The organism is Gelidibacter gilvus, from assembly GCF_004115975.1.
GTDB classification, from domain to species: Bacteria; Bacteroidota; Bacteroidia; order Flavobacteriales; family Flavobacteriaceae; genus Gelidibacter; species Gelidibacter gilvus.
In genome coordinates this window covers 820,318-834,700 of sequence record NZ_SDDZ01000001.1, presented here as the reverse complement: position 1 = coordinate 834,700, position 14,383 = coordinate 820,318, and the positions used below count along the sequence as shown (strand labels likewise).

At 39.4% G+C, this 14,383-nt stretch carries 10 protein-coding genes; 5 read left to right on the top strand and 5 right to left on the bottom strand.

The genetic code is table 11. The features are described from left to right. Positions 1-2 precede the first annotated feature (2 nt). Positions 3-725 carry a polysaccharide deacetylase family protein gene (locus tag ESZ48_RS03520; RefSeq protein WP_129015908.1) on the top strand — a complete coding sequence of 241 codons (723 nt, stop codon included), beginning with the start codon at positions 3-5 and terminating at the stop codon, positions 723-725. A 381-nt stretch (positions 726-1,106) separates the two neighbouring features. Here the strand turns inward: ESZ48_RS03520 and ESZ48_RS03515 are convergent, their stop codons facing one another. Then, positions 1,107-1,403, bottom strand: a complete 297-nt coding sequence (locus ESZ48_RS03515; RefSeq protein ID WP_129015907.1) for a thioredoxin family protein — start codon at positions 1,401-1,403, stop codon at positions 1,107-1,109. Between the two features lie 102 nt (positions 1,404-1,505). After that, positions 1,506-2,741, bottom strand: a complete 1,236-nt coding sequence (locus tag ESZ48_RS03510; protein WP_129015906.1) for a metallophosphoesterase — start codon at positions 2,739-2,741, stop codon at positions 1,506-1,508. A 115-nt stretch (positions 2,742-2,856) separates the two neighbouring features. On the opposite strand from ESZ48_RS03510, the gene ESZ48_RS03505 reads away from it, so the two are divergent. Beyond that, entirely contained in the window at positions 2,857-5,805 is a 2,949-nt protein-coding gene (locus tag ESZ48_RS03505) for a GH92 family glycosyl hydrolase (RefSeq protein WP_129015905.1), read from the top strand. 127 nt (positions 5,806-5,932) lie between these two features. Further along, positions 5,933-7,243 (top strand): sugar MFS transporter, encoded by a 1,311-nt coding sequence (locus ESZ48_RS03500; protein WP_129015904.1) that lies wholly within the window; start codon positions 5,933-5,935, stop codon positions 7,241-7,243. 123 nt (positions 7,244-7,366) lie between these two features. Here ESZ48_RS03500 and ESZ48_RS03495 read toward each other — a convergent pair whose 3' ends face one another. Further along, positions 7,367-8,779 carry an aldehyde dehydrogenase family protein gene (locus ESZ48_RS03495; RefSeq protein WP_129015903.1) on the bottom strand — a complete coding sequence of 471 codons (1,413 nt, stop codon included), beginning with the start codon at positions 8,777-8,779 and terminating at the stop codon, positions 7,367-7,369. A 174-nt stretch (positions 8,780-8,953) separates the two neighbouring features. Here ESZ48_RS03495 and ESZ48_RS03490 point away from each other — a divergent pair, with 174 nt between their 5' ends. Further along, the gene (locus ESZ48_RS03490) at positions 8,954-9,223 is read left to right on the top strand and encodes a hypothetical protein (RefSeq protein WP_129015902.1); all 270 of its coding nucleotides are present in this window, start codon (positions 8,954-8,956) and stop codon (positions 9,221-9,223) included. Between the two features lie 72 nt (positions 9,224-9,295). Here the strand turns inward: ESZ48_RS03490 and cphA are convergent, their stop codons facing one another. Continuing rightward, a complete protein-coding gene (gene cphA, locus ESZ48_RS03485; protein ID WP_129015901.1) occupies positions 9,296-11,953 on the bottom strand; it encodes a cyanophycin synthetase in 2,658 nt (885 codons plus the stop codon). A gap of 185 nt (positions 11,954-12,138) precedes the next feature. On the opposite strand from cphA, the gene ESZ48_RS03480 reads away from it, so the two are divergent. Then, the gene (locus tag ESZ48_RS03480; RefSeq protein ID WP_129015900.1) at positions 12,139-12,996 is read left to right on the top strand and encodes a cyanophycinase; all 858 of its coding nucleotides are present in this window, start codon (positions 12,139-12,141) and stop codon (positions 12,994-12,996) included. A 312-nt stretch (positions 12,997-13,308) separates the two neighbouring features. On the opposite strand, the gene ESZ48_RS03475 is transcribed toward ESZ48_RS03480, so the two are convergent. After that, positions 13,309-14,247, bottom strand: a complete 939-nt coding sequence (locus tag ESZ48_RS03475; protein WP_129015899.1) for an isoaspartyl peptidase/L-asparaginase family protein — start codon at positions 14,245-14,247, stop codon at positions 13,309-13,311. Between the last annotated feature and the right edge of the window lie 136 nt (positions 14,248-14,383).

The following is a 14,383-nucleotide window of genomic DNA, read 5'->3' as shown; positions in this document are numbered from 1 at the left end:
TTGTGAACCTCATTCCTGTAAGAACCCCAAAATTGCTCAAAGGCATATTTCCGAAATACGTTTGGAATATGCCTCAAGATCAAAAGATCATCTACTTAACTTTTGATGATGGTCCAACGCCAGAAATAACGCATTGGACCTTAACTATTTTAAAGGAATATAACGCCAAGGCCACGTTTTTTTGTATTGGCAATAATATAGAAGAACACCCTCAAATATTTAATGATATTCTGAAAGAAGGCCATGCCGTGGGCAATCACACATTTTCTCACCCTAAGGGATGGACGACCACTAGTGATGTTTATGTGGATCAAGTCAAAAAAACACAGGATATCATCGATTACCAAGTTTCAAATTCCAAACTCCAGATTCCAAATTCCAAATTTCAAACCCCGAACGCCAACCAATCTAAGGGGTCACCAATCGTAAATCGTAAATCAACAATCGTCAATCTATTCCGCCCTCCCTACGGACAGATTACTCCCAAACAAGGTAGGCGCTTACTAGCTTTAGGCTACGAAATTATTATGTGGGATATTTTAGCATTTGACTGGAAAGATTCCATATCAGAAGAACAATGTGCGAAAAATGTCATTTCCAAAGCCCGACCGGGAAGCATTATCGTTTTTCATGATAGTTTGAAAGCATCAAGAAACATGATGTATGCCCTTCCGAAGGTATTACACCATTTTAATGAGGCAGGTTATAAGTTTGAACGTCTGTAATTTATTTAATAGTTCAAGTCTACTTCTACAATTTAAAAAATAACACGCCCATTAAATTTGTGAAAAAGTAATACTTATACATAGAGCGGTAATTTATAGGATTTTTATATAAGTTATGGCTTTATTTTAATTTCCTGCTTTGACTGATGAGAAAAGCCATATTTAGCAATAAAATGAAAAATGATTTGGAAAGGTAGATCAGGAAAGTTTGGTAATTAAGCCTAGCAAATCGGACAAGAATAGAAAATCGTCAAAAATCATGATGCCCCATTTGACTGAAAAATTGGAGAATTTTAGTCAAAGGCTATCAATTAAAACGTGTTGAGTAAACTTTTATGGGTGTTGCGTATAAAAAAAGATTCCTGCATGCGCAGGAATTTGTCAAATATATTCTTGGAGGATATTAATAAGCGTATCCGCATCTTGTTCTCCGCTGTGACGCCATTTCATCTCTCCACTTTTATAGATAAAAAGCGTAGGCAGACCTTTTACGCGAAGCGCTTCAGCCAGTTCCTTATTCTTATCAATATCAATTTTGATCACTTTTGCCTTGTCTCCAAGAGCAGCAGCTACATCTCTTAACACAGGATGCATTGCAATAGATTGTTCATTCCATTCTGTAAAAAAATCTAACAAAACAGGAATATCGACATCTATGATTTCCCCAAATTTTGACATACATTTTAATGTTTAGATCAAATGTGCTATTACAAACCTACTTATTTTTTTTTTATTAACCTAAAACATATGTAAATAGCTTGTGCATGCTCAATGAGGACTTTATGCCAATCGGTCTTTGGATCCTTTTTTAAGTTCAATCACCGTTATCTCTGGCCAAATTCCCACCCGACCTGGATAGCCCAAATAGCCAAAACCTCTGTTGACATTTATGTATTGTCCTTTTTCTCTATATACCCCTGCCCAATGTTTATAACGGTATTTGATTGGGCTCCATTTGATCCATCCCGGAATTTCGATGCCAAACTGCATGCCATGGGTATGTCCACTTAAAGTCAAATGGTAATGGTAATCATCATTGATGACCACCTCATCCCAGTGGCTTGGGTCATGGGTCATCAATATTTTAAAATCGTCAGCGTGAACGCCTTCCGCAGCTTTACTTAAATCACCTGCTTTTTTAAAGCCACCTTTCCCCCAGTTTTCACATCCTAAAAGAGCAATACGATGTCCATCCCTTTCAATAAAGCGGTTTTCATTGAGTAAAATATCGTAGCCCAAGTCTTTTTGAAGCTGTATTAATTCTTCAAGGTTTTGCTCCTTCTCAGAGGAGGAATCCCAATCAATATAATCGCCGTAGTCATGGTTTCCCAATACGGAAAACACGCCATCATCAGCCTTTAGTTCGGAAAACAAGTCCATCCATGGCAATAATTCTGAACTTTTATTATTGACCAAATCTCCAGTAAAAAGAATGACATCAGAGTTTTGCTGTTTGACCATATTCACAGCACGCTCCACTTCGGGCCGGTTGTCAAAACTTCCAGAATGGATATCGCTGATATGTGTAATCTTATACCCATCAAAAGCCTCGGGCAAATCGTCAAAATGTAAGGTATGCCTAATAACTTTGTAATTATACTTACCCTTATACATTCCATACAGCATAGCAGCAAAAGGAATCGCCGCAATCCCCACAGCCACACCGCTTATAAACTTGCGTCTTGAAGGCATGTAAAACGATTCTTTAGAAGTAAAAAACTTAGAGTATATCCCTATAAAAGAACGCACAATATCCTCTCCAAAGAGAAAAAGGATCAAAACGACATTAAAAAATAGGAAGGTTAAGATATACCCGAAGGCGTAACTTTTTGAAGGCGAAAGTACGCGCCCTCCAGCCCCAAAGGCAAATTGAATGATTAAATTACCTGCTATGATCACGCCTATTGCAATAAAGATATAGTGGATCCAGACGTTTTTGGTAAGTGTCCTAATCGCTTGAAATCCATATAGTGTAATGAGAATATAGAAAATGGTAAATACAAGCCATCGTAACATAAGAGCAATTTTCATCAAAGATAAATGAATTAAGCCGTTATTAAAATGTTGAGATAAAATTTAACCGTCCCTTAAGATTTAGTATATTTCCGCTGCAATATCAATCCCTTAACTGATGAAGTCATTTTTTTTAGCTTTTACAGCTTTATTTCTATTTATAGGCTGTTCTGACCATCCCAAAACAACTCCAGCTAAAAAAGACAAATCTTTAGTGTCATTGGTCAATCCTTTTATTGGCACAGGTGGTCATGGACACACGTATCCAGGTGCAACCATGCCGTTTGGAATGATGCAATTAAGCCCAGACACCCGTCTCGACGGATGGGACGGTGCTTCTGGCTATCATTACAGTGATGAATATATTTACGGCTTTTCTCACACCCATCTCAGTGGTACGGGTGTCAACGATTATTGCGATATTTTACTCATGCCCACTAATGAAGTCGTTTTCAATAATGGGAGTGACGGTAAAAAAGGCTATCGCTCAAAATTTTCACACGACAAGGAAAAAGCCGAACCTGGCTACTACCAAGTATATTTACAAGACACGGATATTAACGTAGAATTAACGGTTTCTGAGCGCAGTGGCATCCATAAATACGAATTCCCAACGGCTAAAAATCAAATTATCGTTTTAGACCTAGAACATCGCGATCAGCTCTTGGCTTCAAAAATCAAGCAAACTTCACGGACTGAAATTACCGGATATCGCCATTCCAAAGCTTGGGCGACCAATCAGAAATTATTCTATTATATTAAATTCTCACACCCCATGTCGGTCGATTTAATTGCTAGAAAACAGAACTTGACCAATAAAAAAGCTGTTTTCCAATTTGACAATCCCAAAAACGAACCTGTCTACGTAAAAATTGGCATCAGCGCAGTTGATGAGGATGGTGCCAAGAAAAATTATGAAGCTGAAATTGGTGATAAAACCTTTGACGAGGTCAAGGAAAAAGCGCAAACCGTATGGGAAAATCAATTAGAAAAAATCATAATTGAAACCGACAACCAAGACCATAAAACAAATTTTTATACGGCTTTGTACCATACCATGATCGTACCCAACATCTATCAGGATGTCGATGGTCGATATAGAGGGATGGACATGAAAATCCATAATGCCAAAGGGTTCAAGTACTATACCGTGTTTTCACTTTGGGATACGTATCGGGCAGCACATCCTCTATACACACTAATTGAACGTAAGCGCACCAGTGATTTTGTCAACACGCTGATCGCAAAATACGATGAGGGCGGCATCTTACCCATGTGGGATTTAAGTGCCAATTACACCGGCACGATGATTGGCTACCATGCCGTTCCCGTAATTGCTGATGCCTACTTAACCGGGATAAAAGGTTTTGATGCCGAAAAAGCTTTTAAAGCGATGAAAAATTCGGCCAACCAAGATCATCTGGGCTTAAAATCATATAAACAATTTGGGTTTATTCCTGTTGAGGAAGAAAGTGAATCCGTCTCAAAAACCTTGGAATATGCCTATGACGATTGGACCATTGCCAAAATGGCCCACGCTTTGGAAAAAGTTGATGACTATGAAATCTTTATGAAGCGTGCCCAAAGCTATAAGAACGTTTTTGATCCCGATACAAAATTTATGCGAGGTCGTTTCAAAAACACATGGTTTGAACCTTTTGATCCCTATGAAGTCAATTTTAACTATACCGAAGCCAATGCGTGGCAATACAGTTTTTATGTCCCGCAGGATCTTTCTGGATTCATGGAATTGTTAGGCGGAAAAGAAGTATTGGAAGCACAATTGGACAGTTTATTCACTGCTGAAAGTGGCACTGCAGGACGTCACATGCAAGATATCACCGGACTCATTGGCCAATATGCCCATGGTAATGAACCAAGCCATCACATGGCATATCTTTATAATTTTGTTAATAAACCCTATAAAACCCAAGAGAAAGTCCATCAAATTCTGACTGAACTTTATAAAAATGAGCCTGACGGTATTGCCGGAAATGAAGACTGCGGCCAAATGAGTGCATGGTATATATTCTCGTCCATGGGTTTTTATCCGGTGACGCCAGGTTCCAATCAGTATATAATTGGAACGCCGTTATTTGATAAAGCCACGATCAATCTTGAAAACGGAAAAAACTTTACCATCAAAGCATTTGATCTTTCTGACACAAACAAATACATTGATTATGTCAGACTTAACGGCAGCCGATTGCATAAAAGTTATATTACTTCAAAGGATATTCTCTCTGGAGGGATTTTGGAATTTTATATGACCGATTCACCTTCTGACTGGGGAACTGACGATGACGATGCGCCGACCACATCCATCGATTATTTTAAAATAGTTCCCGTTCCATTTATCGCTAAAGGTGAAACAGAAATTGTATTGGATAATGCTCAAAAAGAAACGGATATTTTTTACACCTTAAACGATTCCATTTTTATCAAATATGACAAGCCGTTTATCATTTCAGAATCGTCGACTTTAAAAGTATATTCTGAAAAAGATGACGAAAGAAGCGCTACCCTTGCCACCGATTTTTATAAAATTGATCCTAACCGGACCATCGAACTCAAAACGACATATGCCAACCAATACAATGCTGGTGGACCCAACGCTTTAATTGACGGAATTAAAGGTTCCAAGGATTTCCGATCAGGGACCTGGCAAGGCTATGAGGATAAAGATGTGGTAGCCATTGTTGATTTGGGAGAACAAATATTTGTCCAGTCCATTAATGTCAACTTTTTACAGGACCAACGTTCCTTTATTTTCTATCCTACCGAGGTTTTATGTTATATTTCAGCCGATAATCAAAATTTTCAATTAGTAGGAAAGCAAAGCATTAACGCGATTAATCGTTCAGAAGAGGTCAAAATAAAGACGATGACTTTCGATTTGAAAGATAGAAACGCGAAATACGTTAAGCTTGTCGCCAAAAAATTGGGCAGACTTCCTAAACGGCATGCTGGATATGGAGATAAGGGCAAAAGCTGGATATTTGTTGATGAGATTAGTATTCAGTCGGCAGTGGGCAGTGAGCAGTCTGAAGTAGGCAGTGTGCAGTAGACAGTCTCAGTCTCAGACATAATCGCATAAAAAGAAATAGAAAAAGCCACAAATTGAACCTAAAACATGATTTGATCCAGAAATATTGAAACTGGAACTTTGAACTAAAAACCTTGAATTAAACATTATGAATCAACTAAAATCCTATCGTTCTTCCTTTATATTATTGACCATATTATTTTTCCTTTGGGGATTCATTACTGTTCTGGTAGATTCTCTTATTCCAAGACTTAGGGAATTATTTACGCTTACTTATTTTCAGGCAGGCATGGTCCAATTTGCTTTTTTTGGTGCGTTTTTTTTACTGTCTATTCCAGCCAGTTATATTCTAACCAAAATCGGCTATAAAAAAGGGATTATTTTAGGATTATGCACTATGGGAGTAGGCTGTTTGCTTTTCTACCCAGCAGCGTCTTACAGAATGTTTGGAATTTTCATGGTGGCTTATTTTATCTTGGCGGGAGGCATCACTATTTTACAAGTGGCAGCTAATCCGTATGTGGCCGTTTTAGGAAGTGAAGATGGGGCTTCAAGCCGTTTGAACCTGTCTCAAGCCTTTAACTCCTTAGGAACTGCCATTGCCCCAGTTATAGGAGCTTTATTTATTTTAAGTGATAAAATTAAAACCACTGACGAAATTGCAATTCTAACAGAATCTGAAAAAGGTGTCTATTTAGCTAGTGAAGCATCGGCGGTTCAAATGCCGTTTTTGGGATTGGCGATTTTCATTTTTATCATTGCGGGAGGGTTCTTCTTCGCAAAGCTTCCAAAACTGATCAATGAAACTGCCGTTGGATCGTACAGAGATGCCTTAAAACATAAAAATTTAGTGATGGGAATTATTGGCATCTTCTTTTATGTAGGTGCTGAAGTAGCTATTGGAAGCTATTTGGTCAATTACTTTTTAGATATGAATATGGTGGAGGTCATTAAACAAAACGGTTTCATGAAATCTATTGTAGAAGGAATTCTTAGTACTGGGATTACCGAAAGCGATAATAAGGCTATTGTTGGGGTATTTGTCACGTTTTATTGGTCTGGTGCCATGATCGGTCGATTTGCAGGCGCTTATCTGACCAGAATTATCAAGCCAGGAAAGGTATTGGGTGTTTTTGCCACGATTGCCATCTCGTTAATTATAATTTCCATTAGTACCACTGGTTTGGTGAGCATGTGGAGTATTTTAGCGGTAGGATTGTTCAACTCTATTATGTTCCCAACAATTTTCACACTGGCCATTGATGGGATTGGATCGTTGAAACCAAAAGCCTCAGGGATGTTATGTACTGCTATTGTTGGAGGGGCTATCATTCCGCCAACCTTTGGGTATTTAACCGATCAGATAGGATTTAAATCGGCATTGTTTTTTGTTATTTTATGTTACGCTTATATTCTCTACTACGGATTTGCTAACAGCAGAAAACAGGTGACGATATAAAAGCAATGCAAACATAGTGACTGCCAACTGCTGAATAAAAAAGCTATTCCTCAAAGTTGCACAAAGAAGCACGAAGTTTCACAAAGAAATCATTAAATTAATTTATTGAAGCATAAGGCCCTTTCAAAACCATTTCAAAGTCAGATCAATCAACTTCTGCTTAAAATTGGTATAAGGCGGCATCAATAAATCGGTGGCGCCTATGGTGTGCTGTTTCATCATGGCACGCCGGTTGGAAAAAGCTTCAAACCCATAGAATCCATGTGATTTTCCAATGCCACTGTTATTACTGCCTCCAAACGGAAGATTATGATTTAAAAACTGAAGGAGGTTATGGTTCACACAACCACTGCCAGCTCTGGTATTATTCATGATAAAGTCGATGTTCTTCTTAGACTTACTATAGATATATAATGCCAACGGTTTTTCTTTAGAGTTAATATAATCCACCGCTTCCTCAATATTTGAATAGGTTTTAACCGGGAGGATGGGTCCGAAAATTTCATCGGTCATCACCTTGGACTCTTCTGGCATATCAAAAATTAAGGTTGGTTCTATATAATTATCGCTGGAATTATAAGTTCCTCCTGAAGCGATTTCACTCTTATTTAGTTTTGCTTCTTCAATATAAGATACCAGACGTTCAAAATGTTTGGCGTTGACAATTCTGGAATAGGATTCTGAGCTCTGAGCGTCTTCTGAGTAAAATTCTGCAATTTTAGATTTAAAAAGTTTTGTAAATTGTTCCTTCAGATCCGATTTCAAAAGCACATAATCTGGCGCAATACAGGTTTGTCCAGCATTGGTGAATTTTCCATAAATTATTCTTTTAACCGCCGTTTCAAGATTGGCAGAGTTATCAATAATCGTGGGCGACTTCCCTCCAAGTTCTAAAGTCACGGAAGTTAAATGTTCAGAGGCCGCTTTCATCACAATTTTACCAACTTGTGGCGAGCCCGTAAAAAATATATGGTTAAAAGGAAGCTTCAATAATTCTGTTGATACCTCAACTTCACCTTCAACAAGCGCAATCTCATCTTCATTAAACAGCTCCTTTACAATATCTGCCATCACCCTGGAGGCATTGGGAGTCATTTCAGAAGGTTTAATAACAACTGTGTTACCCGCTGCAATTGCCGAAACCAATGGGCCAAAAGTGAGGTTGATGGGGAAATTCCAAGGTGAGATTAATAAACAAACCCCTTTAGGTTCGTATTTGATATAAGACGAAGCGCCAAGTAATGCTATAGGTGTATCCACGTGTTGATCTTTCATCCAAGACTTCAAATTGCTTTTAGCAAATTTTATTTCGGTGAGTACCGGATAAATTTCCGTGAGATCGGTCTCCAAAAAAGGTTTTTTGAAATCGGCGTACATCGCGTCCCTGATCTTTTGCTTAGAGGTAAACTCCAAAACATTCTTAAGCGCATCTAGTTTTTTGATACGTTCTTTATAAGTGGTATTTCCAATCTTAAACTGATTTACCTTTTGTCGATTGAACAGGTCACTGAACTTATTATCTATATATCGTGTCATTGGTCGCTTACGTGTTTATTGGGCTATTCGCCACATTTGCGTATTTCATCGATGATTTTTGAGTGGTTTTTCAACTTAACCGTTTATCGATGTTCTATATCTAATATATTCTATTTAACTCACTTTGTGTTGTTTCTTTGTACTAACGATTAATCAAAACCCTTCGTTGACATCATGAAAAAACTTTTATTTCTTATTGTACTGATCACTTTACCAGTATTAACTTTTGGTCAAAATGCTTCTAACGATACCGTAAAACAGAATGACATCATCACCATTGAAGCCATTACCGTTCAAGAAATTGCAGAAAACCAAATAGCATTTGGTACGTTTTCAAGAAATGACGTCGTCAATTTAAGCTATAAGAAAAGTAATGACCTTATTAGCATTAAAGCTTACAGAAAAAGTCTACAAATCAGAACTCGTGAAGTTAAGGCTTGCTAATCACAAAACTTTAAAATAATCTTCATCTATATAAATCGAGGCATTTCAAATTAAGAAATGCCTCGATTTTTTTTATTGATTAGGGATATCCTTCGTAGAAAACTCATAGAGTCGATTGGCTTCTTCCTCTTTCAATTTTTGCACAAGTTCTAAGGCATCTGGAATGACATCACTACAAATCACAATCAGGGCATCTTTTTTAGCATTCGTAATAGCGAAGGTCGCAGCTTCTTTTTCATTGGGGATTATGGTCGTTTTCTTGTTTGGATCTCTTCTTTTTATGCCAGCATCCAACATATTGATAAGTTCAGTTTCTGATCGCCCTCTTAAGTTTTTGTCCTGACGGATAATGATTTCGTCAAACATCTCAGCGGCAATACTCCCTATTTCAAGGGTATCCTCTTCTCGTCGGTCACCAACACCAGCAATGATTCCAACCTTGACACTCGCATCAATATTTTCGATAAACTTTTGCAGTGCTCGCATTCCTGCCGGATTGTGGGCATAGTCCAGCAACACCTGAAAATCTTTAAACTGGAATAAATTAAGTCGACCAGGAGTTTGTGCCGGAGAAGGAATAAAAGTCTCTAAGGCAACTTTCATTTCATCAATTGTAAATTTTTGGATATAGGCTGTAAGGACAGCGGGTAGAACATTTTGGATCATAAAGGTGGCACGCCCTCCATAAGTTAACGGAACATTCACCGATTTAATTATACGCATTTTCCATTCGCCACGGCACACCGTAATAAATCCATTTTCATAAACCGCGGTAAGTCCACCTAACTTTTGCATGGCCTTAATCCTCGGATTGTTTTCATCCATAGAAAACAGTGCCACATTACAGTTGACCGTACGTCGCATTTCATAAACTAAATCGTCGTCCGCATTTAAAATGGCATAACCATCTGGTGAAACCGTCTCCGGAATGACGCCTTTTACTCTAGCCAGTTGCTCTATGGTATGAATGCCTTTTAATCCTAAATGGTCGGCGGCTACATTGGTGACAATGCCAATATCACAATTATGAAATCCTAATCCTGCTCTCAATAGGCCGCCTCTGGCACTTTCTAAAACCGCAAAATTAACCGTGGGATCTTTCAGCACAAACTCAGCACTTGCAGGACCAGTACAGTCGCCCTTCATCAGCAATCTGTTCTGAATATATATCCCATCACTCGTGGTATAGCCCACTTTGAGACCTTTCATCTTTGCCATATGCGCAATAAGTCGCGTGGTTGTGGTTTTGCCATTTGTTCCAGTAACTGCCACTATAGGAATCCTGCCGTTAACCCCATGCGGGAACAATTTATCAATCACATGAGCGGCCACGTTGCGCGGCAATCCTGAAGTAGGCGCCAAATGCATCCTAAATCCAGGACCTGCATTGACTTCCAACACGGCACCTCCAGTTTCTTCTAAAGGTTTGCTGATATCTGTGGTCATGACATCAATGCCACAAATGTCCAGATCAATTATTTTAGAAATACGCTCTACCATAAACACGTTGGCGGGATGCACGATATCTGTTACATCTTCCGCAGTACCTCCCGTACTTAAATTGGCAGTATCCTTCAATATCAGACGTTCATCTTTCTTAAGAACGCTCTCCAAAGTGTATCCGCTTGCCTTAATAAGACCCATGGTCAAATCGTTGACGGTAATTTGCGTCAATACATTTTCATGGCCATAACCACGACGCGGATCTCTATTCACCTCATCTATCAGTTCTTGTATGGTAGAACTGCCATTACCTATTACATTTGCCGGCGTTCTCTTGGCTGCTGCAACCAAAACATTATTGATGACCAACAAACGGTAATCCTCACCTATGATATATTTTTCAAGGATAACGGCACCATTTTTAGAACTTTCCTTGGCAATTCTAAAAGCAACCAAAGCATCTTCAACATTTTGAATATTCACGGTAATGCCGCGGCCATGATTCCCATCTACAGGTTTCACCACCAATGGAAATCCCACATAGTTGCAAGCCTCTTCAACACTACTTTCTCTTCTAATAATATCGCCGCGAGGCGTTTGTACTTCGGCTTGTTCCAATAGATATTTGGTATCCTCTTTGTCACAAGCCAATTCCACACCAATACTACTGGTTTCACTGGTTACGGTAGCTTGAATGCGTTTTTGATTGGAACCATAGCCCAACTGACATAAGGAGTATTTATTTAAACGAATCCACGGAATACCTCTTGAGGCAGCCTCCTCCACAATAGACCCCGTACTTGGACCCAAGCGTTCTGCTTCTCGCAATTCGCGCATGCGTTGGATGTCATCGGTCATATCATAAGGTTCTCCTGCAATAAGTGCTTCACAAATAGCGACAGATACTTTTGCGGCATATCTTCCAACAGACTCTTCCATATATGCAAAGACCACATTATAAACGCCTTTTTCACCATAACCCCTTGTGCGCCCAAAGCCAACGTCCATGCCAGCCAACGTTTGTACTTCTAAGGCAATATGTTCAATAACATGCCCCATCCAAGTCCCTTCTTCCACTCGCTGAAAAAACCCTCCTGCGGTTCCAACAGAACAACGATGCTCATACATCGTCGGGAACATGGCTTCTAAACGGTCCTTGAAACCTTCTATTTTATTAGAAGGACGCTCTTCCATTTCTTCTAGATCCAACACCATCACTATTAATTTATGGCGTCTTACGGACCAATAATTGGGTCCTCTCATGGCATTAATTTCGCGTATTTTCATTAAATTTTAGGGTTTTGGAGGTTAAATGTAATCACTGTAACAAAGGGTCAATTAATTTTTGAACGTCAAATGAAATGCGCAACTAATTCCTTTTGAGTTTTTCTTTTTTGTACATTTCCTAAATATAGAATTATTTTTTATTAATTAAGTTTAATTTAGCGAATTGCTAATCACAAGTATTTAAAATGACAGTAAAAGGAACATTGATTCCCATTGGTGGAAATGAAGATAAAGGAAAAAACGAAAGCGAAAAACACACCCTGGAATTTATTGATGAAGGTATTTTATACCACGTCAAACAACAAGCTGGTGGAAAATACGCCAATATTGTTGTCATTACTACGGCATCAAGCATTCCAGAGGAAGTAGGCGAAAATTACCTTTCTGCCTTCACCGCATTAGGCTGTGAGAATGTGATTGTTTTAGACATACGAAGCAAGGAAGATTCCGAAAAGCAAAGTTCTATAGATTTAATAAAAGCCGCCAACTGCATCATGTTTTCTGGAGGCGACCAATCAAAAATCACCAATAAAATTGGCGGAACTACGATCCATAAAATCATGTTAGAGCGGTTTCAAAACGAAGTAGGTTTTGTTATTGCTGGCACCAGTGCAGGCGCTATGGCTATGGGCAAAGAAATGATAGCTGGCGGAAAAGCTGCGGAAGCTTTTGTAAAAGGCGCTGTTACCATGTATAAGGGATTGGGCTTTATTAAAGAGCTTATTATTGATACCCATTTTATTCAACGTGGTCGGTTTGGGCGTGTCTCTGGTGCGGTAGCTAAATTTCCAAAACTTTTGGGTGTCGGATTGGCTGAGGATACGGGCTTGATCATTAAAAATGGGAAATGTTTGGTCATCGGGTCCGGAATGGTGATTATTTTTGATGGAAGCAGAATCTCCCATAACAAAGAGAAGGTATTGGACGACGGCACACCTATGACCATTGCGAATTTAACTGTTCATGTACTTTCTAATGGCGACATGTATTATATTGATGAGCGCATGGTAAGCGTCTTACCGATTGAGGCTGATTTTATTTAGGGAGTTATTATGGTTTAATGGAACGCGAACATGCCCGTCCGCTCAGGCGGGTGACATTGATTTAGGGATTTGCATGGTTTTTTTAGACACAGATTTCACGGATTGTCACGGATTTGCTTTTGTGATTTTACGGAAAGTAATGATCTGTTGCAACCCATTAAAACATAGTTTTCCGACTTCGGCGCGAGAAATTAATGACACAGAAGCTTTAATTCGACAACTCGTCTCATCTCTCACCTCTCACCTCTCACATCTCATCCCTCCTTCCTAATCCCTAATGCCTAATGCCTCATCCCTCTACCTCCCTAATGCCTAAACCCTATAAATAGAAACCTCCCCCTTCCCATCCGAAGTTCTAAACCCACGATACATCCCTTCCGTATTGAACGGCATGGCAATATTTCCATTAGCATCAACAGCTATCAATCCACCGTCACCACCTATTTTAAGAATACGGTGATTGATGACTTCATCTGCAGCTTCTTGCAATGACCATCCTTTGTATTCCATCAAGCATGACACATCATAAGCCACTACACCTCTGATAAAATATTCACCACTGCCGGTGCAACTCACTGCACAGGTGTTATTATTGGCATAAGTCCCAGCACCAATCATCGGACTATCGCCCACGCGGCCCCATTTTTTATTGGTCATCCCTCCTGTCGATGTTGCCGCAGCTGTATTCCCATTTTGATCGCATGCCACCGCACCAACGGTTCCAAATTTTCCGTCTTTTTTGACACTGTGGTCCAATTGAAAACTATCGCTGTCTTTGATGCCTTGCCACTGCTGATAACGCACTTCATCATAAAAATACTCTGGATCTAAAATCTCATAGCCATTACTTTTGGCAAATGCCATGGCGCCTTCACCTGCCAGAAACACATGATAGCTTTTGTCCATAACATCACGTGCCAATGCCACAGGGTTTCTAATACCGGTAATTAGAGAAACCGCTCCAGCTCTGAGGTTTTGCCCGTCCATAATGGCAGCATCCATTTCGTGAGTGCCCTCAGCGGTAAAAACAGAACCTTTCCCCGCATTGAAAAGTGGGGTGTCCTCCAATAATTTAACAGTAGTTTCAACCGCATCAATTGCCGTTCCGCCAGATTCCAAAACAGCATAACCTGCAGTGAGCGCAGTTTCCAAAGCAGATTTATAAGCAGCTTCTAATTCGGCGGTCATTAATCCTTTCACTAAAGTACCTGCACCACCATGAATGGCGATGCTATATTTTTTATTCTTCATTTCTATTCTCTATTACTGATGGTCGTGCTTCAAAAATACGGTTTGATTTTAAATATCTTTCATTGGTCGGGCATTCTTTTACACGTGTCCCGCCGACCCACCAGCCGGATAGTCAGATTCCGCAAATCTTCATAGA